This is a genomic window from Olleya marilimosa CAM030 (assembly GCF_000518485.1).
Lineage (GTDB): Bacteria > Bacteroidota > Bacteroidia > Flavobacteriales > Flavobacteriaceae > Olleya > Olleya marilimosa.
Genome location: NZ_KI912443.1, coordinates 42,337 through 68,943 on the forward strand (window position 1 = coordinate 42,337; position 26,607 = coordinate 68,943).

Annotated in this window: 25 protein-coding genes and 1 pseudogene; 13 read left to right on the top strand and 13 right to left on the bottom strand. The window is 31.6% G+C overall.

The annotated features are described in order from the left end of the window. Positions 1–71: 71 nt before the first annotated feature. The 6 genes from M890_RS0114130 (at position 72) to M890_RS0114155 (ending at position 4,395) form a co-directional block, all read left to right on the top strand. Positions 72–944, top strand: a complete 873-nt coding sequence (locus M890_RS0114130) for a hypothetical protein (RefSeq protein WP_028284139.1) — start codon at positions 72–74, stop codon at positions 942–944. A gap of 81 nt (positions 945–1,025) precedes the next feature. Further along, positions 1,026–1,616, top strand: coding sequence for a hypothetical protein (locus M890_RS0114135; protein WP_157243304.1), 591 nt, complete (start codon positions 1,026–1,028; stop codon positions 1,614–1,616). A 67-nt stretch (positions 1,617–1,683) separates the two neighbouring features. Beyond that, complete coding sequence (locus tag M890_RS16540; protein WP_051437552.1) at positions 1,684–2,232, top strand: hypothetical protein; 549 nt, start codon at positions 1,684–1,686, stop codon at positions 2,230–2,232. Positions 2,233–2,241: 9 nt separating this feature from the next. Continuing rightward, the gene (locus M890_RS0114145) at positions 2,242–2,868 is read left to right on the top strand and encodes a cyclin family protein (protein WP_157243305.1); all 627 of its coding nucleotides are present in this window, start codon (positions 2,242–2,244) and stop codon (positions 2,866–2,868) included. Next, positions 2,850–3,662, top strand: coding sequence for a sensor histidine kinase (locus M890_RS16275; RefSeq protein ID WP_051437553.1), 813 nt, complete (start codon positions 2,850–2,852; stop codon positions 3,660–3,662). The genes M890_RS0114145 and M890_RS16275 overlap by 19 nt, the downstream gene beginning before the upstream one ends. Then, positions 3,640–4,395, top strand: a complete 756-nt coding sequence (locus M890_RS0114155; protein ID WP_232219159.1) for a LytR/AlgR family response regulator transcription factor — start codon at positions 3,640–3,642, stop codon at positions 4,393–4,395. Before M890_RS16275 ends, M890_RS0114155 begins: the two co-directional genes overlap by 23 nt. Here the strand turns inward: M890_RS0114155 and M890_RS0114160 are convergent. Beyond that, a complete protein-coding gene (locus tag M890_RS0114160) occupies positions 4,392–5,297 on the bottom strand; it encodes a histone deacetylase family protein (protein WP_028284143.1) in 906 nt (301 codons plus the stop codon). The genes M890_RS0114155 and M890_RS0114160 overlap by 4 nt on opposite strands. A 129-nt stretch (positions 5,298–5,426) precedes the next feature. Between M890_RS0114160 and M890_RS0114165 the strand changes: the two genes are divergently transcribed. Next, positions 5,427–5,771 carry a hypothetical protein gene (locus M890_RS0114165; protein ID WP_028284144.1) on the top strand — a complete coding sequence of 115 codons (345 nt, stop codon included), beginning with the start codon at positions 5,427–5,429 and terminating at the stop codon, positions 5,769–5,771. Between the two features lie 93 nt (positions 5,772–5,864). Next, positions 5,865–6,365, top strand: a complete 501-nt coding sequence (locus tag M890_RS0114170; protein WP_028284145.1) for a hypothetical protein — start codon at positions 5,865–5,867, stop codon at positions 6,363–6,365. Positions 6,366–6,420: 55 nt separating this feature from the next. On the opposite strand, the gene M890_RS0114175 is transcribed toward M890_RS0114170, so the two are convergent. From M890_RS0114175 to metG, 5 genes and pseudogenes are all read right to left on the bottom strand, one after another. Then, positions 6,421–8,541: a Tex family protein gene (locus tag M890_RS0114175; RefSeq protein WP_036597706.1), complete on the bottom strand. Its 2,121-nt coding sequence runs from the start codon at positions 8,539–8,541 to the stop codon at positions 6,421–6,423. An 85-nt stretch (positions 8,542–8,626) separates the two neighbouring features. Beyond that, positions 8,627–9,334, bottom strand: coding sequence for a YiaD family glycine zipper/OmpA-like lipoprotein (locus M890_RS0114180; RefSeq protein ID WP_028284147.1), 708 nt, complete (start codon positions 9,332–9,334; stop codon positions 8,627–8,629). A 6-nt stretch (positions 9,335–9,340) separates the two neighbouring features. Continuing rightward, the gene (locus M890_RS0114185) at positions 9,341–9,811 is read right to left on the bottom strand and encodes a lipocalin family protein (protein ID WP_028284148.1); all 471 of its coding nucleotides are present in this window, start codon (positions 9,809–9,811) and stop codon (positions 9,341–9,343) included. A gap of 141 nt (positions 9,812–9,952) precedes the next feature. After that, a complete protein-coding gene (locus M890_RS0114190) occupies positions 9,953–11,380 on the bottom strand; it encodes a hypothetical protein (RefSeq protein ID WP_028284149.1) in 1,428 nt (475 codons plus the stop codon). A gap of 70 nt (positions 11,381–11,450) precedes the next feature. Continuing rightward, positions 11,451–13,544: pseudogene (metG, locus tag M890_RS0114195) on the bottom strand (methionine--tRNA ligase); the annotation flags it as partial. Positions 13,545–13,571: 27 nt separating this feature from the next. On the opposite strand from metG, the gene M890_RS0114200 reads away from it, so the two are divergent. Both M890_RS0114200 and M890_RS0114205 read left to right on the top strand, forming a co-directional pair. Continuing rightward, positions 13,572–14,579 carry a S66 peptidase family protein gene (locus M890_RS0114200; RefSeq protein ID WP_028284151.1) on the top strand — a complete coding sequence of 336 codons (1,008 nt, stop codon included), beginning with the start codon at positions 13,572–13,574 and terminating at the stop codon, positions 14,577–14,579. After that, the gene (locus M890_RS0114205) at positions 14,579–14,938 is read left to right on the top strand and encodes a YraN family protein (RefSeq protein ID WP_028284152.1); all 360 of its coding nucleotides are present in this window, start codon (positions 14,579–14,581) and stop codon (positions 14,936–14,938) included. Before M890_RS0114200 ends, M890_RS0114205 begins: the two co-directional genes overlap by 1 nt. Before the next feature lie 70 nt (positions 14,939–15,008). Here M890_RS0114205 and M890_RS0114210 read toward each other — a convergent pair whose 3' ends face one another. Both M890_RS0114210 and mfd read right to left on the bottom strand, forming a co-directional pair. Further along, positions 15,009–16,355, bottom strand: a complete 1,347-nt coding sequence (locus M890_RS0114210; protein ID WP_028284153.1) for a TlpA family protein disulfide reductase — start codon at positions 16,353–16,355, stop codon at positions 15,009–15,011. 32 nt (positions 16,356–16,387) lie between these two features. Beyond that, the gene (mfd, locus tag M890_RS0114215; RefSeq protein ID WP_028284154.1) at positions 16,388–19,726 is read right to left on the bottom strand and encodes a transcription-repair coupling factor; all 3,339 of its coding nucleotides are present in this window, start codon (positions 19,724–19,726) and stop codon (positions 16,388–16,390) included. A gap of 265 nt (positions 19,727–19,991) precedes the next feature. On the opposite strand from mfd, the gene M890_RS0114220 reads away from it, so the two are divergent. Beyond that, the gene (locus M890_RS0114220) at positions 19,992–20,423 is read left to right on the top strand and encodes a tellurite resistance TerB family protein (RefSeq protein ID WP_028284155.1); all 432 of its coding nucleotides are present in this window, start codon (positions 19,992–19,994) and stop codon (positions 20,421–20,423) included. A 53-nt stretch (positions 20,424–20,476) separates the two neighbouring features. Here the strand turns inward: M890_RS0114220 and M890_RS0114225 are convergent, their stop codons facing one another. The 5 genes from M890_RS0114225 to fbp are packed head-to-tail and all read right to left on the bottom strand — an operon-like array spanning position 20,477 to position 24,737. Continuing rightward, entirely contained in the window at positions 20,477–21,997 is a 1,521-nt protein-coding gene (locus M890_RS0114225) for an ATP-binding protein (protein WP_028284156.1), read from the bottom strand. After that, the gene (locus tag M890_RS0114230; RefSeq protein WP_028284157.1) at positions 21,997–22,503 is read right to left on the bottom strand and encodes a Rab family GTPase; all 507 of its coding nucleotides are present in this window, start codon (positions 22,501–22,503) and stop codon (positions 21,997–21,999) included. Before M890_RS0114230 ends, M890_RS0114225 begins: the two co-directional genes overlap by 1 nt. Next, positions 22,490–23,308, bottom strand: coding sequence for a hypothetical protein (locus M890_RS0114235; RefSeq protein WP_028284158.1), 819 nt, complete (start codon positions 23,306–23,308; stop codon positions 22,490–22,492). The genes M890_RS0114230 and M890_RS0114235 overlap by 14 nt, the downstream gene beginning before the upstream one ends. Before the next feature lie 15 nt (positions 23,309–23,323). After that, positions 23,324–23,680, bottom strand: a complete 357-nt coding sequence (locus M890_RS0114240; protein WP_028284159.1) for a hypothetical protein — start codon at positions 23,678–23,680, stop codon at positions 23,324–23,326. A 49-nt stretch (positions 23,681–23,729) separates the two neighbouring features. Further along, complete coding sequence (fbp, locus tag M890_RS0114245) at positions 23,730–24,737, bottom strand: class 1 fructose-bisphosphatase (protein WP_028284160.1); 1,008 nt, start codon at positions 24,735–24,737, stop codon at positions 23,730–23,732. Positions 24,738–24,856: 119 nt separating this feature from the next. On the opposite strand from fbp, the gene M890_RS0114250 reads away from it, so the two are divergent. Beyond that, positions 24,857–25,336, top strand: a complete 480-nt coding sequence (locus M890_RS0114250) for a GNAT family N-acetyltransferase (protein WP_028284161.1) — start codon at positions 24,857–24,859, stop codon at positions 25,334–25,336. Beyond that, positions 25,337–26,587, top strand: a complete 1,251-nt coding sequence (locus M890_RS0114255) for an aspartate kinase (RefSeq protein WP_028284162.1) — start codon at positions 25,337–25,339, stop codon at positions 26,585–26,587. The last annotated feature ends 20 nt before the right edge of the window (positions 26,588–26,607 follow it).

Sequence of the window (26,607 nt, forward strand, 5' to 3'; positions counted from 1 at the left end):
CTATAAATCAATGTCAAATTAAGGCAGTATATATTAAAAAAAGCTGCCTTGATTTATTAAAAATTATAATCATGAAAACAATTTATAAAATGAAAAATAACGATTTAGAATCTAGATTTTTCAAATCAATAAAAATAGTAATAGTGGCTGTTTTAGCAGTATTTGCTTCTGCATGTAGCGATGACGAAGCTTGCGATTACACTACACCAACAGATACTTTTCCTTTTTCTTGTGACTCAGGTATGGACGTTGCTTTTTTAATAGATTATACAGGAAGTATGGGAGAAGCTATTGAAGGTATTAAAAGTTCAATTTCCTCTATTGCAACTAGTATTGTGACAGAGTCTGGTGGTGATTACCGATTGTCGTTATCAGTCTTTGACGAGGTTACCGCAGGTACTATGCCAAGCTACAACACACAGGTTGGATATACTAATTTGCCAGCAGCGCAAAAACAAGTCATTACTTCTGGTACGACTACTGAGCAGTACTTAACCATGATGGAGCCTTTTGCAACTGCTAATCAACTTAGTTTTAGTACACAATTAGCTAATCTAAACAGTGCTAATATGTCCTTAGGTTCTGGTAATGGTTTTGCTGAACCTGGAGCATTGTTGTTAGATCAAATTTTAAATAATAATTTCTCAGGATCTTGGAGGTCTGGAATTACTAAGCTAGTATTTATAATCACTGATGCACCAGCTGGTGGAGATGATGACATTAATACTGCTATTGATGATGCCTTTTTAAATGGATTGGCCACTCAAGCTAATTTGGATAATGTTCAGTTAGTTTTAGTATCTACATTAGCATCGTCTAATTATGAGCTAGAGCTTATTAATAATAATATTTTAGGAGATAAAATGATTGTCCCTAACTTTAATAATATAGCAGAAAATATTATCACACTTATCGAAAATATTTGCGACGGAAACGAAGAATAATCATTACATAATTTCAATATTAGTCTAACAAACTCAAGACTGTTAATACAAATAGTCTTGAGTTTTATTAAATTTTAAACAATGAAAAATCTATTTACACTACTAATAATGTCAATTATTTTATCATCATGTACAGATGATAATAATGGTTTAACTAAAGCATTAGCTTTACAAAACATTAAAGCTTGCGATGCTGAAAATCCAGTGGAATTTATAAAGGGTATTTATGTTGGCAATATGACATATCAGGATTCTGGAACAAGCCTAACCGAATTAGGTTATATTAAAAAACTAGCTAAAAAAGGAGTGCTAACTTTAGATTCTTTGTCTTCTAGTACGCAACACATGTCTAATCATGTCAGAACAAATACGCTTTATAACATCACCATTAATCCACAATACAAACAACATATTACTAAGCAAAATAACAATATTGCTTATGTCAGATTGGTCTCTAGGCAAGTACAAGAAATAACATCAATTACATTAAAAAACCAGGTTAGAGCAGAGGTGATGGCAACTTTTAAAAAGGTAAAAACACCATTTTATGATAAACTGTTTGATAATTCAACTAGCTTAAAACCAAGACAATACATGTTTACAGAAGCTATTGGTTTTAGTAAGTCAAATAAAGACGGTTGGACAAGCTGTTTTTTAAAAGAAAGCCTATAGTAATAAAAGGTGTTAAAAAGTAAAATGCTAACTTAGTAATCTAGCTATTAATTTAAACCAACAACCAATGAAAAATTTAACTACAAAGTCATTACTAATCATTTGTTTAGTACTAGGATTTTTACTCTTTCAAGAGTGCCAAAAAAACGATAAATCCTATCAAGAACCCACAGGATTAATCTCATTAAAAAAAGCAGAAATGTATGAGAAAAACTATCTTGAACACCAATATAAATTTATAAACGAAAAATTAAACAAACCATTTATTGATACCATTGAAGGCGTCGACATGCAGGATAGTGATTATATTAAAGACTCTAGAGCGATTCGTTTTAGTCTTGAAGAATTAGAAAACTACATTAAATATGTCAAAGCTTATACTGATAAACAATATGCAAAAGACGAAATTAGTTTAAGAGTTTATTTTGGAGCCAAAAATGTAAAATTTGAAAAAGACAAGGATAGCGTCATGCGCTCCACCTTATTTTTTATTCCAACGGTTAAAGAAGTTACAAGAAATACAGAAGCACCACATCAAAACATTAATCAGTTAAATCCACTTAACTATGGTAGTGCAGGAGATCCTGATAGTGTAGAGTATAAAACTAAAGGATAATCTAAAATTATGCTTAGCCAAGATATTATATTAAGATTACTAATGTGGTTACCACAAATTGCAGCTTTTGTATTTGCAATAGTAATGTGGCCAAAGTATAAAAATACCACACAACGTAATTTTATATACTTTTTAGGTTTTGTGTTGGTTATTGAGTGTTTTGGCTACTTATTACCTATTTTATATGGTGTTAAAAGAGCCTATGTATATAATACTTATACTATAATATCAGGATTGTTTTTACTTATTTGGTTTAAATCCATTTTACAAACAAAAAGACTGGTCATTGTCTTTATTTCTGTCTTTATTGTATCAATTAGTTATTGTCTGTTTTTTCAAGAGTTTGGTGTTTTATGGAAAATCCCCTTAGTCGTTTTAGCAATTGCAATACTAATTTGTAGTACAGTATTTTTTTCTGATTTATTAACCAAAAATGAAGTCGTCAATTTTAAAACCGATCAAAAATTTTGGATTGTTACAGGGTGTTTAGTGTTTTATATTGGCTATTTACCATTAGTATTGTTGCAAAAATATTTTGGATTGTCAGGTATTTACTATCGTATTCCTATCACGATTAACATCAGTTTAATGTTTGGATTTATAATAAAAAGCTTTTTATGTCTGAAAAAGAATTAATTTTCATAGCATTATTTTCAGTTGCTTTATTAGTGGTTTTATCACTAATATTTCTGTTTATGACCTTCAATAACCGTAAAAACAAACTCATCCAAGAGCAATTAGAAACTAAACTAAACAACCAAAAACGACAACACGAGCTGGAACTTAATGCGCTTAGAGCACAAATGAATCCACATTTTGTGCACAATTCGCTTAACGCCATTCAATATTATATTCAGTTAAATCAAGTCGAAAAAAGTGAAGATTACCTCTCTAAATTTTCAAAATTAATGCGACAATTTTTTGAGTATTCTCGAAAAGAACGTATTTCGGTTGAACACGAAATATCACTATTAAAAAATTATTTAGAAATTGAAAAGCTTCGATTTGAAGACGATTTAGACTTTCAGTTAAATATAGATAAAGCATTGGATACACAAGATTTATTTTTGCCTCCAATGATTTTACAACCTATTGTAGAAAACGCCATTAACCATGGTATCTTTCATAAAAAAGGAAAAGGAGAAGTTAGTATTGACTTTGTAAGCATCAATGATTTTAGTTTTAAAGTTGAAATTACAGATGACGGAATAGGTATTAATAAGTCTAAACTTATGAATGCCAAAAAGAAACAAACGCATACAGAACATTCTAGTTTTGTATTAGAAGAACGTTTGACTTTATTAAGGGATAGTAAGCATTGGGATGTCGCGTTTACAATTCAGGATCTTGCAGATACATCCAACAAAACAGGAACCAAAGTTACCTTGATTTTTAAGGAAGGCTTAAATGAAGACGATTATGACCATTAAAACCATATTAATAGACGATGAGCGTAAAGCATTAGCTATTCTAAAAAATAAGCTACAACGTTTATGTCCTAATGTCCAAATTATTGCAGAAACGCAAAGTCCAAAAGAAGGGATTGAATTAATTAAAAGCTTAAAACCAGACTTGGTGTTTTTAGATATTGCAATGCCAGAATTAAGTGGGTTTGATGTATTAAAGCAATTTGAAAATCCTGATTTTGAAATCATTTTTGCAACAGCTTTTGATAATTATGCTATTGAAGCCATAAAGCATTGCGCTATTGGTTACTTGGTTAAACCTGTTGATAATAAAGATCTGGTAGAAGCTGTGGCTAATGCCGAAAACAATATTGGTGATAAATCTGCGCTTAAAAAAAACAAACAGTTAATTGAAAACTTAGGTGTACAAACGTTTCAAAAAAAGAAAATTATAATTCCGTCTGTGGAAGGCTTAGAGTTTGTTAAAATTGAAAATATAGTGCATTGCGAAGGCGAAGCGGGTTATACTAAAATTCATTTAAAAGATGGTAAGCCATTATTAAGCTCCAATAGTATTGGGCATTTTAATAAATTATTAGAGCATAGCGACTTTTACTTAGTACATAAATCACATTTAATAAACTTAAGTTATATAGAAAAATACCTGAATGAAGGTTATGTAATCTTGACAGGAAATGCAAAAATTCCTGTCTCTCGTAATCGCAGACAGGAATTTTTAGATCAGCTTAAAGCCTAAAAATAAATTTCTTGAGCCAATCTAAATGTATTGGCATGTGCATCTACTATTGTTTTTATGTCAGGACTGTAACCTCCTCCCATACTGCACATAACAGGCAGGTTGTTAGCTTTACAGGTTTCTAAAACAAATTGATCACGTGCTTTACAACCTGTCACGGTTAGTCCTAATTTGCCTAGTTTGTCTGTAGCAATAACGTCTACACCACATAAATAATATATAAAATCGGGTTGGAAATTTTTAATTAGTTTGGGTAATGTGTCCTGTAAAATAGAAAGATATTCCGTGTCTCCAACATTATTTTCTAAAGCAATATCCAAATCACTTTGTTCTTTTTTAAATGGATAATTATGTTTTCCGTGCATGGAAAAAGTAAACACTGATGGGTCATTCTTAAATATTTGGGCAGTTCCGTTACCTTGATGCACGTCTAGATCTACAATTAAAATACGTTTAGCTAATCCTTCTTTTTGAAGAAATCTGGCGCCAATGGCTTGGTCATTTAACATGCAAAAGGCTTCGCCACGATTGGTATATGCATGATGTGTTCCGCCAGCAATATTCATAGCAATGCCATTTTTTATTGCATATTTACTTGCTTTTATGGTACCATCTGCAATCACAATTTCACGTTCAATTAAAACCTCACTTAACGGAAACCCAATTTTACGCGCAGCACGCTGATCCAATGTAATATTAAGCAAATCGTAAAAATACTCGGGATCATGTACTGCTAATATTGGTGCTTCGTTTAGCATTCTATTAGGCTCAAAAAAATTATCCAAAGTACAAGTGCCTTCATGGATTAATTGTTCAGGAAGCAACTCGTATTTTAACATAGGAAAACGATGTCCTTCAGGCAATGGATGACAATAAATAGGATGATAAGCTATTTTTAGCATAGGTAGATTAACGGTTCAAGTTTTAAATTTAAGACTAACTCTTTTCAAAAAAAAATTATCGAAGTTTTATAATTTAGTATCTTCTTAACAACTTATCATATACCTTTGTACTTCAAATTAAAGTATAACATGGCAAGACTTAACTTTTTAGTTATTTCTCTTTTAATTGGGTTGTCTACCTGCTTCACTTCTGAGGTTAAGGTCGCTGCTGTCGTGCAAAATACTTTTCCACAACATTCAGTTCAAGCCAGTGCAGCCTTACACTCTCAAGGTATAATTGTTGATTCTCAAATTGATCTTACAGTTAACGTACAGCCAGAAGACAACCTTACATTTTTTAAGCAACTTGCTGTTGTAAATGCAGTTAGTAAGGAACAACAAGAAAATTTCTTGGTGTATCAAAAAACTAGCAAGTCTATTGATGTCGGACTGTCTAAAACACAAATTATTTACCCTTTTCATTGGTTTACATAAACGCAATTCGTTTTTATTAACTATTGCAACGCTAGTCTTTTATGTAAAGATTTAGTGTTGATTTATTATACATTAAATCAAAATATTAAAACAATGAAAATTTCATTCACACTACTAGCTATACTAGTAACATTAAGTGTATTCGTGCCTTTTTTTATATTCATCTTTAAAGGTTTAAATAATACTACAAAAACAAAGCATAAAGCAGAAAATCTATTAAAATCCAACGGGTTTAAATACAATTTAAAAGAGGTCTGGAACAATAAATTTATAGGTTTAACCGAAGATAAAAAAGTGCTATCCTACATTGCATTTAAGGAAGATGAAAACCAAGTGTATAATTTTGAGCTGTCTGAAATCAAATCATGCGAAGTCATTTGTGATTATAAAAAAGACGTAGATAAAGTAACAAGATTAAAGCATTTAGATTTAAAAATCTGGTTTTATGCACCTAATAAAGAAGCTGTAATTTTAAACTTTTTTGATACAGATGAAGCCTTTACAGAAGATTATGAAGCACGTCGAATAGAAAACTGGAAAGACATTATTGACAATAACTTAAAGTTTACAGTAAAAGCTAAAATGGCTTCTTAACCTATTAAATTAGTGTTGTTAAAAGCATCAATCAAATATAAGATTGATGCTTTTTTTATTTGTGTAGTTTTAATTGTATGCGCTTTCGCGGAACATCTACCTCTAAAACCTTAACAATAATTTGTTGGTGTAAATGGACATGCTCATTGACATCTTTTACAAAACTATCCGATAAGTTAGAGACATGTATTAAACCACTTTCTTTAATTCCGATGTCAACAAAACAACCAAAATTAGTAATATTATTCACTATTCCTGGTAGTAATTGACCAGCAACCAAGTCGTTTATTGTCTTAATGTTTTGATTAAAAGTAAACACTTTAGCTTCTTCTCTAATATCTAATCCTGGTTTTTCAAGTTCTTTGATAATATCTTCTAAGGTTAGTAAACCAACAGTGTCAGTACAATATTTTTTTAAATCTATTTTTTTAAGCAACTCTTGATTACCAATTAAATCATTTAAAGTGACCTTTAAATCTTTGGCCATTTTTTCGACAATATTATAACTTTCAGGATGTACTGCCGAGTCATCTAATGGGTTTTTAGCCTCTCTAATTCTTAAAAAAGCAGCACCTTGTTCAAACGCTTTTCCGCCTAAACGTGGTACTTTTTTTATATCATTTCGGCTCGTAAAAACACCATGTTCATTCCTATAATTAAAAATGTTTTCTGCTAGCTTTGGGCCAATTCCGGACACATAGCTTAGTAAAGACGTACTTGCAGTATTGATATTTACACCAACACTATTTACGCAGTTTTCTACTACAACATCTAGTTCTTTCTGCAGTTTACTTTGGTCCACATCATGTTGATATTGTCCAACACCAATAGATTTAGCATCAATTTTTACTAGTTCGGCTAAAGGGTCTTGCAGGCGTCGTCCAATAGAGACACTTCCTCTAACAGTGACATCATAATTAGGAAACTCGTCTCTTGCAATTTTTGAAGCCGAGTAAATACTTGCTCCAGCTTCGCTAACCACAAAGACTTGAATGTCGTTTTTAAATTTAATTTTTTTAACCAACGCTTCCGTTTCTCTAGAGGCTGTTCCGTTACCAATCGCAATTGCTTCTATTTTATATGCTTCAGTTAAAGTGGATAGTTTTTTAATGGCTCCAATACTATCACTTTTTGGTGGATGCGGATAAATGTTTTCGTTGTGTAATAACGTGCCTTGTGCATCTAAACAAACCACTTTACAACCTGATCTAAATCCAGGATCAATTGCTAATACTCGTTTTTCGCCTAAAGGCGAACCCAATAATAGTTGTTTTAAGTTTTTTGCAAATACCGAAATAGCAGATTCATCTGCCTTCTCTTTCGCTTTTTGTAACGCTTCATTGCTTAGAGATGGAAATAATAGACGCTTGTAAGCGTCGTTAATGGCTAGCTCAATTTGATCTGCGCAGGCGTTTTCACTTTTAATAATACGTCTATCAATATTTTCTAACGCCTTTATTTTATCTATTTCAATTTTAACACGAATAAACCCTTCTTTTTCAGCTCTTAAAATGGCTAATAATCTGTGTGATGGGATACGACTTAAGGCTTCTTCCCACTCAAAGTAGTCTCTAAATTTTTGAGCATTTTCGTCCTCTTTTTTGGATTTTACCACTTTCGTGGAAATCATAGCATGACGATCCAATTGGTTACGTAAATTATTACGAATATCTGTACGCTCGTTTATCCACTCAGCAATAATATGTCTTGCACCTTCCAAAGCGTCGTCTACTGTTTTAACCTCGCCTTTTACGTATTTAAATGCGATAGACTCCACATCGTTTGCATTTTGAGACATGATAATTTTCGCTAGAGCTTCTAATCCGTTTTTTCTTGCAGTTTCAGCCTTAGTTTTTCTGCTTTTTTTAAACGGTAAGTATAAATCTTCAAGCGTTGTAAGGTCTAAACAAGCAATGACTTTAGCTTTTAATTCTTCTGTTAATGCGTCTTGTTCTTCAAGAGCTTTTAAGATTGCTGTTTTACGTTTATCTAAAGCTTCAAATTCATCTTTAAATTTAACGATATCTCCAATTTGAACTTCATCCAAATTACCTGTTGCTTCTTTTCTATATCTGGAAATAAACGGAATAGTTGCGTCTTGATTTAATAAATCAATGGTGTTTTTTACCGATGTTTCAGGAAGTTTTGTTTTGGAAATTATATAGTTTAAAAGCATAAAAAAAGACCTTATTTTTTTTGTAAATAAGGTCTTGTAATATATTTAACTCTGATTAATTTTCCGAGTAAAATCCTAAAGAATTCTAGTTTTCTCCAGATTGCATTTTAGCATCATTAATCATTTTTTCGTTTGGTAAAATGGCTACGTTTACACGTCTGTTTTTTGCTCTACCTTCTGCAGTGCTATTATCGTTGGTTGGTTGTGTTTCTCCAAACCAATTAGTTGTAAATCTGCTGCTGCTTAATCCTTGATTTGTAAGGTAGTTGGTTACAGCATAGGCTCTGTTTTTGGATAGTGTCATGTTGTTTTCTTCACTACCAACACTGTCTGTATGACCAACAACTAAGATGTTAGTATCAGGATACTCTTTAAATACTGCTACAAGTTTATTAAGTGTTTCTTGAGAGGCACCATTTACATTATATTTTGCTGTGTCAAAATACACACCACTATTTTCGTCAAATGTTACAACAATACCTTCGTCTACACGCTCCACTGTTGCTCCTGGAATTTCTTCCTCAATTTTTTGTGCTTGTTTATCCATTTTGTTACCAATTAGTATTCCGGCTCCTCCACCAACAACACCACCAATAACAGCACCTAATTCTCCGTTACCACCTTTACCAACATTGTTACCAATTATGGCACCTAAAATGGCTCCTCCAGTAGCACCAATGACACCACCTTTTTGTTTGTTATTTGCATTTTTTACACTACTACAATTGGTAAAGCTAAAAGCCATAGCAACTGTTAATGCACTGATAGTTATTTTTTTAAATATAGATTTCATAGTTTTTTATAATTTAGAAAAGTTCATGTTAATTGTAAATGGTTTACCGTCCACAGTAAGGGTTTGTTCCCATCTCATATTAGTGTCTGATAATTGGGCTAACTTTAATCTAAACCCTTGATTGGTTTCACTATTTCCTTTAGCGTCTGTTGGCTTTAAAAGGAAGTTGTATAATCCTGTAGTTTCGTCTATTTCTTGAATAGTAAAATTAAAGTTTCTTTCTCCAGTATTACAGTTTGGAGTGTTTATAGTATAAATACCTGTGTTATTGTTTGGTATAAATTGCCAAGTACTTTGCTCAAAACATTCTTTTGATGCATCGTTTAATAAAGATACATTATATGTTCCTGGTTGATTGTAATTAATGGTGTTTAAAACCCATTGTCCTTTAATGGTTTTTTCTGATTGTCTCACTGTTTTTGAAGATCCACAACTAAATAGTAGACTTAAAAACAAAACGGTTATTATTTGCTTCATGATTGTTTAATTTATTTTATACAAAGGTGCAACACTAATGCTAATGTTGTATTACAAGATTATTATCTTGGGTTATATAATTACCATTTTTAAAATAATAATTAATAAGGTAGGAATAATGTATGTTTGCGTGTAGACGTATTAATTATCAAAAGTTGTAAGCGTGTATTCTCCAGTTTTTTTATTATAGTTTCCTAATAAGTAACTAGATTGGTACCTAAATAACGTTTGTAAGTGTGCGTTGTTATAATTTGTATTAGCGTCTTGAAAGGTTTTGATTTGGTCAAATTGATTTAACGGAATCTCACCTGTTTTATGATTTAAATCGTTGTCAAATAAACAGCTTATTCTAGTAGATTTGGTTCGTGTATAGCTATTAAAGTTGTCTATTAATAATCCATAAGCAACCACACCAAACACACCAAAATTTACCATAGCCAAACCACCTCTGTCTATTTCTACACTAGCTCCTAATGTTATAATTAAGTCCTCATTTTTTGAATAAGCAGTAATACCTATTTTAGACTGTGTTATTTTTCTTAAAAATTTAGAGGTCTTTTCCAGTTCTCTGTAGTTATCAAATGCACCACCTTCTTGAATTATTGGTGTGTTTTTAAACGTGATTTCTTCTTTATCGTTAATATTAAACGTTTTTATTAGTTCAAAATCATCTAAATTATAGGCACTAAAACTTAAGTTGTCTAATGTTGAATAAATGGTTAGGAGTTTATCTTTATGAATAAATGAATTTGAATTTGCTCCATAATGATTATCAGTATAACCTGTATTGATAATGCTATTAAAGGTATAAGAGTCACCATCTAAATCTAAACTAATAATGTAAGTATACTTGTTAAAAAGATTATTGGTAATTGTAAGTTTATTATTGTCTACATATAATTTTGTAAACGCATTAGTTTGTTCTAAACTATTAGGTACTTCACTATTAATAACCTCTATAGTTGCGTAGTTAGGGTTGCCAAATAACAAAGGATATAAAGGGTAATCTCTGTCTATGTTGTTAACTATTGCTTGCGATGATAAGTCATAGTTAGTAGTCTTGATAAGACCTTTATTAGTTAATGTTCTAGAAATTAAAACATCTTCTTTCTTACTAACAGATAAAATATGAAGCTTATTTTTTAGGACTAAAAATTCGACTAATTTTTCTTTTTTAAATTCAATATTTAAATCCTCAGTGATATTAAAATTTCCAGTTTTAAAATTAAGTGAAACAGAACTAAAGTGAGATTTGTTATTATTACTAAAAAATAACGTATAAGTCTCTTGGTTATATATGGCACCAATTAAAACCTTACCCTTTTTAGGAATAATTACATTGTTTATACTACCTATTAATTTTTTGTCTTGATCATACAGTTTACCAAATACCACTTTTCTGTTTGTAAAAAACATGACGATTTGGTTATTGTCTTCATTAACAACAGGAATGACATCCTTAGGGTATAATTGTTTTGTTTCTTCTTCAATATTAAATCCAACCCATTCTTCTTGAGCAAAAGTTAAGGTGCTTAAAATACATGTAAATAATAATAAAACGTGTTTCATAAAATGCTTAGTTAGTATAAACAGTACTTTAGTTATTTTAAAATTGACTTTAATTATGTTGTGTAAACGACTAGCTTATGTGTAATCCGTTGCTAACATTAGCATCATCGGGATTAACAAATACTAATTTACCTGCTGCATTTTCAGTCATTAAAATCATGCCTTGACTTTCCACACCACGTAATGCTCTAGGTGCTAAATTGACTAAAACAGTGACTTTTTTACCAATCACTTCTTCTGCAGTAAAGCTTTCTGCAATACCAGATACAATTGTACGAACATCAATACCTGTGTCCACTTTTAAAACTAAAAGCTTTTTGGCTTTAGGCATTTTGTGGGCTTCTAAAATCGTTCCTACACGAATGTCTAATTTGGTAAAGTCATCAAATGTAATTTCATCCTTTTGAGGCTCTACTACTTTATTAGCTGCTTCATTAGCTTTTTTGCTAGCTTCAAGTTTGTCTAATTGCTTTTGGATTGTATCATCTTCTATTTTACTAAACAACAACTCACCTTTACCTATTTGGTGTGCAGCAGGAAGTAATACGTCTTTAGAAGCAATATCAGTCCAAGCATTTGTAGTTGTATTAAGCATTGTTTTTAACTTGGCAGATGTAAATGGTAAAAACGGTTCTGATAGTGTAGCTAATGCACTTGCTATTTGTAAAGCTACATACATAATTGTTTTAGTTCTAGCTTCGTCTGTTTTTACTAATTTCCAAGGTTCTTCGTCTGCTAAATATTTGTTTCCAAGTCTTGCTAAGTTCATTAACTCTTGACCAGCTTCTCTAAAGCGGTAACGTTCTATAGAGCTTTCAATAACTGCAGGATATGCTTTTACCGTTGCTAAAGTTTCTTTGTCAATTGTAGAAAAATCTGAAGGTGTAGGTACCACACCTTGGTAGTATTTATTTGTTAAAACAACTACGCGATTGATAAAGTTTCCGAAGATTGCTACCAACTCGTTGTTGTTTCTTGCTTGAAAATCTTTCCAAGTAAAATCGTTGTCTTTGCTTTCTGGAGCATTTGCTGTTAAGGCATAACGTAAAACGTCCTGTTGGTCAGGAAAATCTTGTAAATATTCTGGTAACCAAACAGCCCAATTTTTAGAGGTGGATAGTTTATTACCTTCAAGATTTAAAAACTCATTAGCAGGTACATTATCAGGCAAAATATAGCTACCTTCTGCTTTAAGCATAGCAGGAAATATTATACAATGAAACACAATATTGTCCTTACCTATAAAGTGTACAAGTTTTGTGTCTTTATCCTTCCAGTAAGGTTCCCAATCTTTACCTTCTCTTGCAGCCCATTCTTTAGTAGATGATATGTAACCAATAGGCGCATCAAACCAAACGTAAAGTACTTTTCCTTCTCCTCCAGGAACCGGAACAGGAATTCCCCAATCTAAATCTCTAGTTACAGCACGTGGTCTTAACCCATCGTCAATCCAAGATTTAACTTGACCATAAACGTTAGGTTTCCAGTCTTTTTTGTGACCTTCTAGGATCCATTCGCGTAAAAACGCTTCATGCTTATTTAAAGGTAAAAACCAATGTTTTGTTTCTTTTAAAGTTGGGACATTGCCAGTAATTGCAGATTTAGGATTAATTAAATCCATAGCATTGTGTGACGTTCCGCATTTTTCGCATTGGTCACCATAACTTTCCTCATTACCACATTTTGGACACGTACCTATTACAAAACGATCTGCTAAAAATTGGTTAGCTTCTGCGTCGTATAATTGTTCTGACACTTCTTCAACAAATTCATTTTTGTCATACAAAGTCTTAAAAAACTCTGAAGCAGTATCATGATGTATTTTTGCTGAAGTACGTGAGTAATTATCAAATGTAATTCCAAAGTCTTCAAAAGAATCTTTTATAATTTTATGATATCTATCTACAATTTCTTGAGGTGAAACCCCTTCTTTTTTTGCTTTAATAGTAATTGGCACGCCATGCTCATCACTACCACAAATAAAGGCTACATCGTTACCAGTTAATCTTTTATATCTAGCGTAAATATCTGCAGGCACATAAACACCTGCTAAATGTCCAATGTGTATTGGTCCATTAGTGTAAGGTAGTGCTGCAGTAATTGTATATCTTTTTGACATCTTTGTTATCTTTTGAAGGTGTAAAAATACGCAATTTGATAGCCATTTAGAAAAAAAATGTAATTTTACATTATGTCAAAAAAGAGAATATTATTGTTTGTGTGTTGTGCTGTTTTTTTCTTAGGAAATACTATAGGATTTGCGCAAAATAAAACCGAAATTAAATTGATACAACCACCTTATTTAAAAGCAGGAGACACTGTTGCTATTGTTGCACCTTCTGGTGTTTTAAAAAATAGATTTGATGAAGTAAATCGTGCAAAGCAACTTTTGGAAAGTTGGAACTTACATGTCGTTATTGGTAAACATGTTTTTAATCAAGCTAACCATTTTGCTGGCACAGATGAAGAGCGTTGCGAAGATTTTCAATTGGCTTTAGATGATCCTAAAATTAAGGCTATATGGTCTGCTCGTGGTGGTTACGGAACCGTTAGGATTTTGGATAGCTTAGATTATACCAAATTTTTAAAGCAGCCTAAATGGGTTATTGGTTACAGTGATATTACTGCTTTACATAACCAAATACATAACTTAGGTGTACAATCACTACATGCTATTATGGGAGTAAGCTTACCAGAAAACTTGGAGGACATTGCAGATAGTATAGCAACTTTTAAAAACACGCTTTTTGGCCAACCATTACGTTATGCTTTAAAAGGGTCAAAATATAATAAACCAGGAGATGCAAATGGTGTTTTAGTTGGTGGTAATTTAACTATTTTGCATACAATGTTAGGCTCTAAAGAGAGTATAGATACAGATGGTAAAATTTTATTTATTGAAGAAATAGGAGAGTACAAGTACCATATAGATCGTATGTTACAAAGTTTAAAACGTGCTGGCTATTTTGACAACTGTAAAGGTGTTTTAGTTGGTGATATGAGTAAAATGCGAAAAAACACTACACTTTGGGGTACTTCAATCGAGCAATTAATTATTGATGCGTTGTCTGATTATAATTTTCCTATTGCGTTTAATATGCCTGCAGGACATGAAAAAGATAACAGAGCTTTAATTTTAGGTCGTCAAGTAATATTAAAAGTAGATAAAAGCAAATCGACTTTAATTTTTGAAGAGTAATGGCTAATCATAATGAACTTGGTAAAAAAGGAGAGCAATTAGCTGTAGATTTTTTAATTGAAAACAAATACGATATTATTGAACGAAACTATCGTTTTGATAAAGCTGAAGTTGATATTATTGCTCAAAAAGCTGATGTTTTAGCAATAATTGAAGTCAAAACAAGATCTACTGATACCTTTGGTAACCCTCAAGACTTTGTAAAACCAAAACAAATCCAACGCTTGGTAAAAGCAGTAGATGAATATGTCACGTTAAATGGGTTAGATGTTGAGGTTAGGTTTGATATTATTGCGATAGTCAAGCAAAACAATCAATTTAATATCAGGCATTTAGAAAATGCCTTTTATCATTTTTAATTTATCGTGATTATCGCAATAAGAGTAACCTAATAAAAACAAGACTTTGTTTTTTAGCCTTTTTAATTGCCTATTCTTCTTTTTTAGATTGTGGTAATGTTTTAAAATATGCTTCAAAAGCCTTAAAATCATAAGGTTTTTTGATTATTTTTTTATCACTATCTAGTACAAAATAACTTGGTGTAGACTTAACATTATAGTTGTTGCCAATCTCATTATCCCATTTACCTTCTCCAAAAACATGATAAAACTCAGGGTAATCATAAGTCATATCTTTCCATCTGTAACGGTCTTCGTCTAGTGCTATAGCAATTACTTTTATTTGCTTATTATCTAAAGTTTTTACATACTTGTGTAGTTCAGGAATCTCTTCTAAACAGTGAGAGCATGTTGTGCTCCAAAACACGATTAGGTAATTATTAGACTCATCTAATTGATGTAGGTTTTTTACAGTAGCCTCTCCTTCTTCATCATATATAACTATTTCAAAGTCCTGTCCAATATTGCCAACAGATGCATTTTTAAAATAGGTTAAATCTTCTATTAATGGCGTGTCATTTTCCGCTTTAGCTAAAGCTAATAAATGAGTATCTGTAATATGGTTAGCAACAGGCTCAACTTCTTCTACAGCAAATTGATTCCATAAAATCTCTAACATTATTTTTTTAATCTTAGGATTATTTCCAATAGCTTTTACAACCGTATCTATGTTGCTATTATAAGACGTGATTTGATTTTCGCTATCACTAAAATTGAATACATAATTTAAGGTTGCTTCAATTAAAAAGTTTGAATTTTGAAGTACTGGATTTCCAAAATTTATATGTTTAAAGTAGTTGTCTTTTGCGTTTTTAGTAAACGTTTTGGCGTCAATTAAATTTTCAGGAATATAAGGTTGACTTGCAGTTATAAAGTTTAGTACTAATTTACCTTCCGATGCCTTTTCAAACTCTGACTGCGTTGTTTTTAAGATGTCAATAATGTTTTTAAAATCTTTTTCTTTTTTACCTCCAGAAGAATAAAATGCGTTTAAGCTCTGACCAATCATAGACATACTATTGTTGTAAGAGATCCAAAGTTTATTTTCTTCCGAGGATACAAACTCTAGGCCTTTTTCTAAATCAAAAGTAAGCTCGATATCTTCGTTGTTATATAAAAAATCAAAATTATACTGATCTTGTGGTTGAGCATAAACAATACGATAGGTGCCAGGAGCTTGTGTTTTTTTAAGATTAAAAACAAAGCTTCCGTCTGCTGCAATATCTGCATTATCTACAAAAATTGAAGTGTCTGCAGTGACTTGATATAAAAATGCGAATTTAAATTGATCAGCAGGAGTAAAGGTGCCTTTAATTGTGTTTTGTGCCACTAAAAAGGTTGGCAATATGGTAAATAAAAACAGTATTTTTTTATACATTTTTTTGTGATTTTCTATTATAATTTCAAAAACTATTCCAATATTGGTTGTAAGGCAATTAAAGCTTTTTTAACCGTTTTTATGTTGTCAAAGGTAAGTAATAAACGTAAGCCATTTCTGGTTTGTTTTTCTTTCATTTTACAAGATTGCGCGTGTGTTTGCACATACTGTAATAGCTTTGTAAAATTAGGACTTTGATAAAAACTGCTTTTTTGATCATTAATAAAATAACAAATTAGCTTGCCTTGTTTCATTATTACTTTTTCAATACCTAGTTTAGTAGCTATCCATTTGATGCGTACGCTATTAATCAAGTCAACAACTTGTGTTGGTAGCTCTCCAAAACGATCAATAAGTTGTGTTTCAAACTCTGCTAATTCAGCTTCGGTTTTAAAGTTGTTTAATTGGGTGTAAAGACTTAATCTTTCAGCAATATTATTAACATAGTCGTCAGGGAATAAAAGTTCCATGTCTGTGTCAATAGTAATATCTTTAACGTATTCTTTGTTTTCTAATGGCTCGTTATAAAGTTCTTTAAACTCATTTTCTTTAAGCTCTTCAATTGCTTCATTGAGGATTTTTTGATAGGTGTCAAAACCAATTTCATTTATAAATCCGCTTTGTTCACCTCCTAATAAATCTCCTGCTCCTCTGATTTCTAGATCTTTCATAGCAATATTAAAACCACTACCTAACTCAGTAAACTGCTCTAAGGCTTGGATACGCTTTCTGGCATCGTCTGTCATTGCAGAGTATTCTGGAGTTATAAAATAACAAAAGGCTTTTTTATTACTACGTCCAACACGTCCACGCATTTGATGCAGATCACTTAGTCCAAAATTATTTGCATTGTTAATAAAAATAGTATTGGCATTTGGTACATCCAAACCGCTTTCAATAATTGTTGTACTTACAAGCACGTCAAATTCGCCATCCATAAAACCAAGCATCAAGCTTTCTAGTTTTTTGCCTTCTAGTTGACCATGACCAATACCTATTTTAGCATCAGGAACCAAGCGTTGAATCATACCAGCAACCTCTTTAATATTCTCAATACGATTATGAATAAAAAAGATTTGTCCACCACGTTCTATCTCGTAACTTACTGCATCTCTAATAGCTTCTTCTGTAAATCTTATAACATTACTTTCTATTGGGTAACGGTTTGGTGGAGGTGTGGTAATGACAGATAAGTCTCTTGCAGCCATTAAGCTAAATTGTAATGTTCTAGGTATTGGAGTTGCAGTAAGTGTTAATACGTCTACGTTATCTTTTAATGTTTTTAGTTTTTCTTTTACAGCAACACCAAATTTTTGCTCTTCGTCAACAATAAGTAACCCTAAGTCCTTAAACTTAACATTTTTACTAGCAAGTTGGTGTGTGCCTACTATAATGTCGACATGACCTTTTTCTAATTTTTCTAAGGTTTCTTTTTTTTGTTTTGCAGTTCTAAAACGGTTAACATAATCTACTGTAACAGGAAAATCTTTAAGACGCTCTGTAAATGTTTTATGATGCTGAAAGGCTAATACTGTTGTTGGCACTAAAACTGCTACTTGTTTACCATTATCTACTGCTTTAAAAGCTGCGCGTATGGCTACTTCGGTTTTACCAAAACCAACATCTCCACATATTAAACGGTCCATAGGACGCTCGCTTTCCATGTCTGCTTTTATATCTGCAGTTGCAGTGATTTGATCTGGTGTATCTTCGTATAAAAAAGAAGCTTCTAGCTCGTGTTGTAAATAGCTGTCTGGTTTGTATTGATATCCTTTTTCTAGCTTACGTTTTGCATATAATTTTATTAGGTTGAAAGCAACATGCTTTACCCTAGATTTAGTTTTTTCTTTAAGAACTTTCCAAGCTTTACTTCCTAATTTGTATACTTTAGGAGGTTTGCCATCTTTACCATTAAACTTGGTTATTTTATGTAGAGAGTGAATACTTAGGTACAAGACATCACGCTCTCCATACACAAGTTTAATAGCTTCTTGTTTTTTACCTTCGACATCAATTTTTTGAAGTCCTCCAAATTTTCCTATTCCATGATCAATGTGTGTAACATAATCACCAATGTCAAGATTGGTTAACTCTTTTAAGGTTATGGCTTGCTTTTTAGCATATCCATTTTTAAGATGAAATTTATGATAACGTTCAAAAATCTGGTGATCTGTATATACGACTATTTTAAGGTCGTGATCTATAAATCCTTGGTACAGTGATTGGGTAATAGTTTGGTAATGGACGTCTTGCTCAACATCGTCAAATATATCATGAAAACGTTTTGCTTGTTGCTCACTGACACAAGCTATATAGTTTGTGTAATCGTTATTATGATTACTATTTAGGTTATCTATTAATAAGTTAAATTGTTTATTAAATGTGGGTTGTGGTGACGTGTTATGTTGTATGACTTCTGTTGCGCTAAAGATAGAATCACTTCCAAATTCTACAAGACTAAAATCTAATAGTTGTTTTTTTAGCTCGGCAGCATTGCAAAATAATTCTAATGGTTCTGCGTGTTTGATGTCTTTATTTAATTTAACAAAAGCTGCAATTGCTTTGTCAAAAAAGTCGTCCACACGATCAAAGGTTAAGTCAAAATTTTTGCCAAAAACGACTGTTTTTTGTGCAATGTATTTTAAAAAACTTTGTCTGGATTCATCCATTAATTTATTAGCCACATTTGGTATGATGCTAATTTTTTTAATTTGCTCTGTGGATAATTGGGTCTCTACATCAAAGGTCCTGATACTATCTACTTCGTCTCCAAAAAACTCGATTCGATAGGGTTCGTCATGACTAAAAGAAAATACATCTACAATACCACCACGTACTGAAAACTCACCAGGCTCTGTTACAAAATCGACGCGTTTAAATTTGTATTCAAATAGGACTTCGTTTACAAAGTCTATTGATAGGCTATCATTAACGGTTATTTTAAGTGTATTACGCTCTAGCTCTTTTCTGGTAACTACTTTTTCAAAAAGTGCGTCAGGATAAGTAACAATTATAGCTGGTTTTTTACGTGAGTTGATACGATTTAAAACTTCGGCACGTAATAGGACGTTTGCGTTATCGGTTTCTTCTATTTGATAGGGTCTACGATAGCTTCCTGGATAAAATAGGACGTCTGTTTTGTTAATGAGTTGTTCTAGATCGTTTAAGTAAAAAGCAGCTTCTTCTTTGTCATTAAAAATAAGTAAAAAAGGGAGTTGTGTTTGTTTAAAAGATTGTGCTACAACGTAGGATAGTGATGAGCCTACAAGCCCTTTTAAATGTGTTTTACTTTGGGTTTGGGCAATAGCAGTTTGCAGTTTTTGCAATTGCAAAGACTGTAAATAGGTTTGCGAGATTAAGGTTTTACTCACTATAACTTTAGTTTGTGCAAATATAAGCAATGCATAAATTATTAGCTTTTAGATTTACAAAATTTAACTTTTTAGAAATGTCCATAGGTAGATGCGTTAAGGATGGAGTGGTTTGTCTGAGCTCCTCGCAGAGAGCGAGCCACGAGAGCCTGGTTTTTTACACCAATTAAAGGGTGTAAAATAAACGCCCAAAAAAATAAAAACTTTTAATTTTAAAAGGTGTAGGGTTTGACTATATTTGTAGTCTAAAATTAAACAAAAAAGTATGTCATTTTCAGATTTATTCGATAGTGGATTTAAAAAGCGTAATGAGGATCATTTTGCTGCAATAGTACGTGTAGCAATGAGTGATGGTGTGATTAGTGATGCAGAAAAAGCGTTTTTAGACCGTTTAGCACGTAATTTAGATATTAGTGAAAGCGAGTATAAGCAGATATTAATAGATTATAAAGAGCACCCAATTAATCCTCCAACATCTTATGAGCAACGTTTAGAGCGTTTATATGATTTGTCAAGAATGGTTTGGGCTGATCATATTGAAGGACCTAAACAAACTGCTATTTTGGAGCGTTTATGTGTTGGTTTAGGCTTTAAATCTAGCAATGCTAAATATGTTACACACAAGGCTTTAGAGTTAGTGCATGAAGGTGTTGACTTGGATACTTTTGCTGAAGAAATTAAAACTATGAACAGATAATATCTATCTGATTACTATATAAAAAAAAGCGAACTGAAAAGTTCGCTTTTTTTTTATTTTAAATATTCTTCTATTTTTGAAACTAAGGTGTTTTCGTCAAATGGTTTTTGAATGACATCATTAATTCCTGCTTTTTTGTAGCGCTTTAAATCGTCTTTCATAACACGAGCAGTTAGTGCTATTACCGGAATTTTTTTATGTTCACGCTCTGGCATTTTTCTTATTAGCTTGGTGATCTCGTCTCCATAACTATTAGGTAGTTTAATATCCATTAGTATTAAATCAAACTCAGAGTTTTCTATTCTAGGAATAACGTCTTCTCCTTTTGTTACTATGTCTAAAAAGTAATTACCTCTAGAGGCTAATATTTTTAATATTGATAGTTGTGTGATTTCAGAATCTTCTACCAATAAAATGCTGAATTTTCTATTGGATTTAGGTGGTGTAAGGACGTCTTTCTTTTTAGACTTTAGGACTTGGTTTTTGTCCAAAATGAAATTTATGTTAGTAGAAAATGTGCTGCCTTCTCCTACTGTAGAGTCCACACTTATTCTACTATGTGTTAAGCTTACCAAATGCTTTGCAATTGCTAATCCTAATCCTGCACCTTTATAGGCTTGAGAGTTGTTAAGTTGTGTAAAGCTAGTAAATATATCTTCTAACTTATCTTCTGGGATACCTATTCCTGTATCTTTTACCTGGAAGTGTATACTTGCTTTCTGAGCTCGGATTTGATTTAATGAAGCGTTAAATGTTACTGTGCCTTCTTCTGTAAATTTTATTGCATTTTCTAGAAGATTGCTTAGTACTTGTCTTAATCTTAAAGCGTCACCACCAACTATCTCTGGTAGGTTGTCATTAAAATTAGTGATTAACTCTAATCCTTTTTGTTGTGCTTTAATTGCAAATACACTTTGTATGTCTTCTAGTAATTGTTTAATATTAAAAGGACTAATTACTAGATCTAATTTACCTGCTTCAATTTTAGAGATGTCTAAAATGTCTTCAATTAGCTGTTTTAAATAGGTCGATGATGAGTCTATTACCCTTAAATAATTTAATTGTTCATCATTTAAATGTGTCTTTTTTAATATGTCAGAGAAGGTAAGGATACCTGTTAATGGGTCTCTTAACTCATGACTAAAATTTGCAATAAAGGCATTTTTAAAAGCTTCTTTTTCTTGTAGGTACTCATTTTTTAACTCTAATATTTGAGAATTAATTACCGACTCATTTCTAACCTGAGCTGTGGTTTGGTAATTGTCATAATGTGTAGTTAAATCTAGAATTGCTACTAAAGGTGGTTGTTTACCGTCAAAAGTTTTTACAATAATGTCTGTTATTATTGTCTGGTTTTCTGGATTTGTTAAGTGAATACAAGAAAATATATGTCTTTTATTAGGCTCTAATAAAGCGCTATGTACACTTTCAAAAAAAGGATGGATGTCTGAAAGGTTTTTTCCAACTACATCAGGAAAAATAACATTGTCAGACTCTAGTATATTACCATCTAGATCAACAACAATATATTGATTTACTGATTGCGAGTACTCTTTTTTATATTGTTCTAGCATTATTTTTTTGCTTCTTTAATTACAGCTTCGGCTAAATTAGTAAAAACATCATCAACGTTAGTACCAGATTTGGCGCTTGTATAAAAATCGACAAAGCGTCCAAAAACGTCTTTATTCTGTTTAATAAAATCGTTAGTAACTAAATCTTTTTTATTCCCAATAATTTTTAGTGGTATGTTAGGATAACGATCTTTTATGTAATCTAAATCATTCTCTAAGCTTTGGTAAGTAGCAGGTCTAGTCATGTCAAAAACATATAAAAAACCATTGGTACCTATAAGATATGAAGGTCTGGTATTAGTGATATCATCGTTACCCTCTAAGTCCCAAATTACAAGCGTAATGTCGTCATTTGATTTAGGTAACGTGACTTCCTTTTTTAATATGTGTACACCAATAGTTACTTTATAGTCTTCGGTAAATGTGTTTTCTACAAATCGTCTGATTAAAGATGATTTACCAACACCAAAGTGTCCTATTAAAACTATTTTTTTAGATATTTTCATTGTCAAAGTAATCTTTTAGTTTAGTGTTAAAAATATCACTGTTTTCTAAATCTGTTTTATTAATTATGTTTTGTGCAAAATCTAGAAGTTTGTCTTCTAGCTTGCTTCTAAACGTTGCTGTAAAAGCACCCGAAATTACAACAGCAATATAATAATTAGAAAAATTTTGGAGATGAATATGGTAGTTTTCATATTCGATATATTCTAAATTTTGAATTTGAGTTGTAAAGGCATCTTGCGCAAAACTTTTTATAGCTGTTAACATACCAGCAACCGTGTCTTGGTCTATTCCTTCCGTTTTGGAGTACTCTGATACAATTAGTCCAGAGCCACTTTCAATAACCATTATTTGCTCTATTTTAGATTTAAATTGATCATGGATAATCATATCTCCTTGTGATACTCCTGATTTTTTTGATCTAAATTTCCTTTTAATAGAAGCCCAAGAAAAGGTGTTGTTTAAGCTTTTATTTATGTTTTCAGAAAGGATTTGTATCTCTTTTTGAACATATTTTTTAATCATTTTACCCATAATTGGATATAAGGCTTCAACTACTGCGTCTTGAGAGTTTTTAATTTCTTCTTGTAACGTTTGTGTTATTGTTGGACCTAAAGTTTTTGGCATTTCCTTGATAAACGCTTCTAGTTTGTCTTCTAAAATAGGGTCTATGTGCTTAGATAAATTATTTTGCTTGTTAATTAGGTCTTCAAGCTTTTTAAGTTTTACTTCTATGGATGAGGCATACTCATGCTCATCTTTAAGTAAGATGTCCTTAAGGATTTTTAATTTATCTTCTTGGTTCATGCGCAAGTCAATTTGTTATTGACTTATTTTTTCGCCTAATTTGGTAAAAAGTTCGCCTAAAAGTTTGCGATCAACTTTTTTCTCGTTTAAATCGTCTATTTTATCTTCTAAATTGTTTTCAAGCTCTGTAATTCTAATATTAATATCAGTGCTAAGATTGTCAATGTTTTGAAGTAATTCAGACTTGACTTCGTCCATTAAGACTTCTAACTCTTTCTTTTTAGTAAGAATGTCCTTTTTTAGTGTTTCAAACTCACTATCGTAAGCTTGCATGTTTTCACCAAAAATAAGCTGCTTAATTGCATCTATTTTTGAAGTTGCTTCAGAAGATGCTTGCATGTTGTCTTCTTTGATTTTGTCTGTATTTGCCATCAGGATAATTTATGTCTCAAAAATAACAAAAAAATGAACACTTTGTTAATTAATCAGCGTTTTGCATGAATTCTTCAGCTTTAAGTACCATATTTTTGCTTCCGCAGAAAAAAGGAACGCGCTGGTGTAACTCTGTTGGCTCTATATCCATGATTCTTTTGTAACCATTACTTGCTTTACCATTAGCTTGTTCTGCTAAAAAAGCCATAGGATTACATTCATACAATAATCTTAATTTACCGTCTTCGTTTTTAGAACTTTTAGGGTACATATAAATACCACCTTTAATCATATTTCTATGAAAATCAGACACTAAAGACCCAATATATCTAGAAGTGTATGGTCTATCTCCTTCTTCCATTTGGCAGTATTTGATGTAGTTTTTTACACCTTGTGGAAAATGTGTGTAGTTACCCTCGTTTACAGAGTAAATGTTTCCATCTTCCGGAAATTGCATCTCTGGATGTGATAAATAAAATGTTCCAATAGCAGGATTTAATGTAAACCCATTAACACCATGACCAGTTGTATATACTAGCATTGTAGATGTACCATAAACTACATAACCAGCAGCTACTTGTTGATTTCCTGGTTGTAAAAAATCTTCAATAGTCACAGGTGTTCCTACTGGTGTAACACGTCTGTAAACAGAGAATATAGTTCCAACTGAGACGTTAACATCAATATTTGATGACCCATCTAAGGGATCTATTAATACAATATATTTGTTTTGATTGTTGTCATCTTGACTATTAATGCTTATAAAATCGTCTTCTTCTTCACTAGCAATACCACAGACAATATTACGATTGGTTAGGGTTTGGATAAATTTGTCATTAGCATAAACGTCTAGTTTTTGTTGATCCTCACCTTGTATGTTTGTGTCTCCTGCAGCACCAATAATATCAACTAATCCAGCTTTATTAACTTCATGATTAACAACCTTGGCAGCAAGACGTATAGAGTTTATTAAACGTGATAGCTCTCCAGAAGTATATTTAAACGAAGCTTGATTTTCAATAATAAATTCTCCTAGCGTTTGATTTTTTTTAGACATGTGTTTTAGATGTAGTTGTTTGCACAAATATCGTATTTTTTAGCAATTATAACGTTGTAGTTGTCCATAATTTGGTTTAGTAAACATTCTTAAACTATATTTGATTAAATTAAATATTTATGGAGTTTACTATTCGTTTTGCCGAAAAAAGAGATGTTTCGGCTATGCTTGACTTGATAAAAACACTTGCTGTTTTTGAAAAACAACCAGAAGCTGTTATAGTTACAGAAGCAGATTTATTAGAACAAGGATTTGGAAAACAACCATTATTTACATGCTTTGTAGCAGAAAAAGATGAAGAAATTGTTGCTATGGCTTTAATATATCTCCGTTTTTCAACGTGGAAAGGTAAGACCGTACATTTAGAAGATTTAATTGTAAAAGAAAAATATAGAGGAGAAGGTTTAGGGACTTTACTTCTTGACGAGGTTATCAAATACGGTTATAGTTTAGGTGTAAAACGCATTTGTTGGGAAGTTTTAGATTGGAATGAACCTGCAATAAAATTTTACGAGAGCAAAGGTGCTACCTTGTTAAAGGATTGGTTTTTAGTTCAAATGGATCAAACAAGTATTGAAAACTACATCGAAAAACTATAAATGAGAGTATTTAAATTTGGAGGTGCATCTGTTAAGGATGCCAATGGTGTTAAAAATCTAATTTCGGTTTTAGATCAAGTTGGACATGATAATACATTAATTATTGTGTCTGCAATGGGTAAAACCACTAATGCTTTAGAGCAGGTCATAGGTAATTATTTTGATAATAAACCAGAGTTGCAAAATGCTATACAGTCAGTTGTTACCTATCATAACGATATTATATTAGCGCTTTTTGAAAATAAAAACCATCCTGTTTTTGAGAGTGTTAAATCACTGTTTGAAGAGCTTAATACTTTTTTAAAAACTAATAAATCTCCTGATTATAATTTTGTTTACGACCAAGTGATTGGTTTTGGAGAGTTGGTGTCAACCACCATAATAAGCCATTTTTTAAAATTAAAAGGCTTTGACAATAACTGGATTGATGTTAGACAATTAATTAAAACAGATGATTATTACAGACGCGCAAATGTAAATTGGGATGTAACGCAGCAGTTAATTACTAAGCATGTAGATAATGCAAAGTTAAATATAACCCAAGGGTTTATTGGAAGTGATAAAAACAACTTTACAACAACATTAGGTCGTGAAGGAAGCGATTATACAGCAGCAATCATAGCCTATTGTTTAAGTGCAGATAGCGTAACAATATGGAAAGATGTTCCTGGTGTTTTAAATGCAGATCCTAGACACTTTAAAAATGCACAATTATTAAACTCAATATCCTATACAGAAGCTATTGAGCTGGCTTTTTATGGAGCCTCAGTAATACACCCTAAAACATTACAACCACTGCAGCGTAAAGAAATTCCGTTGCACGTTAAATCGTTTTTACAACCACAAGCAAATGGTACAATAGTTAGTAAAATTAAAGGCATTGAACCTAAAGTACCTTGTTTTATAGTAAAACAAAATCAAGTCTTATTATCCTTGTCTACTTTAGACTTTTCTTATATTGTTGAAGATAATATTAGCGAGATTTTTAATTTATTATCAAAATATAAAATGAAAGTAGATGTTATTCAAAACTCTGCGATTAGTTTTTCTGTTTGTTTTGACAATAATTACAATAATTTAGAACCTTTATTGTTACATTTAAAAGCTAAATTTAAAGTGACATGTAATGATAACGTATCTTTGTACACGATAAGGCATTACAATCAAAAAGCAATTTCCGATTTAGAAGCCGGAAAAACAGTTTTATTAAAACAAATGTTTCAAGAAACACTACAAATAGTAACTAAATAAATCTATTGATTACATTTGTA

Coding starts and splice junctions, on each gene's coding strand:
- M890_RS0114130 (WP_028284139.1), top strand. CDS start 72: ATGAAAACAATTTATAAAATGAAAAATAACGATTTAGAATCTAGATTT.
- M890_RS0114135 (WP_157243304.1), top strand. CDS start 1,026: ATGAAAAATCTATTTACACTACTAATAATGTCAATTATTTTATCATCA.
- M890_RS16540 (WP_051437552.1), top strand. CDS start 1,684: ATGAAAAATTTAACTACAAAGTCATTACTAATCATTTGTTTAGTACTA.
- M890_RS0114145 (WP_157243305.1), top strand. CDS start 2,242: ATGCTTAGCCAAGATATTATATTAAGATTACTAATGTGGTTACCACAA.
- M890_RS16275 (WP_051437553.1), top strand. CDS start 2,850: ATGTCTGAAAAAGAATTAATTTTCATAGCATTATTTTCAGTTGCTTTA.
- M890_RS0114155 (WP_232219159.1), top strand. CDS start 3,640: ATGAAGACGATTATGACCATTAAAACCATATTAATAGACGATGAGCGT.
- M890_RS0114160 (WP_028284143.1), bottom strand. CDS start 5,297: ATGCTAAAAATAGCTTATCATCCTATTTATTGTCATCCATTGCCTGAA.
- M890_RS0114165 (WP_028284144.1), top strand. CDS start 5,427: ATGGCAAGACTTAACTTTTTAGTTATTTCTCTTTTAATTGGGTTGTCT.
- M890_RS0114170 (WP_028284145.1), top strand. CDS start 5,865: ATGAAAATTTCATTCACACTACTAGCTATACTAGTAACATTAAGTGTA.
- M890_RS0114175 (WP_036597706.1), bottom strand. CDS start 8,541: ATGCTTTTAAACTATATAATTTCCAAAACAAAACTTCCTGAAACATCG.
- M890_RS0114180 (WP_028284147.1), bottom strand. CDS start 9,334: ATGAAATCTATATTTAAAAAAATAACTATCAGTGCATTAACAGTTGCT.
- M890_RS0114185 (WP_028284148.1), bottom strand. CDS start 9,811: ATGAAGCAAATAATAACCGTTTTGTTTTTAAGTCTACTATTTAGTTGT.
- M890_RS0114190 (WP_028284149.1), bottom strand. CDS start 11,380: ATGAAACACGTTTTATTATTATTTACATGTATTTTAAGCACCTTAACT.
- M890_RS0114200 (WP_028284151.1), top strand. CDS start 13,572: ATGTCAAAAAAGAGAATATTATTGTTTGTGTGTTGTGCTGTTTTTTTC.
- M890_RS0114205 (WP_028284152.1), top strand. CDS start 14,579: ATGGCTAATCATAATGAACTTGGTAAAAAAGGAGAGCAATTAGCTGTA.
- M890_RS0114210 (WP_028284153.1), bottom strand. CDS start 16,355: ATGTATAAAAAAATACTGTTTTTATTTACCATATTGCCAACCTTTTTA.
- M890_RS0114220 (WP_028284155.1), top strand. CDS start 19,992: ATGTCATTTTCAGATTTATTCGATAGTGGATTTAAAAAGCGTAATGAG.
- M890_RS0114225 (WP_028284156.1), bottom strand. CDS start 21,997: ATGCTAGAACAATATAAAAAAGAGTACTCGCAATCAGTAAATCAATAT.
- M890_RS0114230 (WP_028284157.1), bottom strand. CDS start 22,503: ATGAAAATATCTAAAAAAATAGTTTTAATAGGACACTTTGGTGTTGGT.
- M890_RS0114235 (WP_028284158.1), bottom strand. CDS start 23,308: ATGAACCAAGAAGATAAATTAAAAATCCTTAAGGACATCTTACTTAAA.
- M890_RS0114240 (WP_028284159.1), bottom strand. CDS start 23,680: ATGGCAAATACAGACAAAATCAAAGAAGACAACATGCAAGCATCTTCT.
- fbp (WP_028284160.1), bottom strand. CDS start 24,737: ATGTCTAAAAAAAATCAAACGCTAGGAGAATTTATTATTGAAAATCAA.
- M890_RS0114250 (WP_028284161.1), top strand. CDS start 24,857: ATGGAGTTTACTATTCGTTTTGCCGAAAAAAGAGATGTTTCGGCTATG.
- M890_RS0114255 (WP_028284162.1), top strand. CDS start 25,337: ATGAGAGTATTTAAATTTGGAGGTGCATCTGTTAAGGATGCCAATGGT.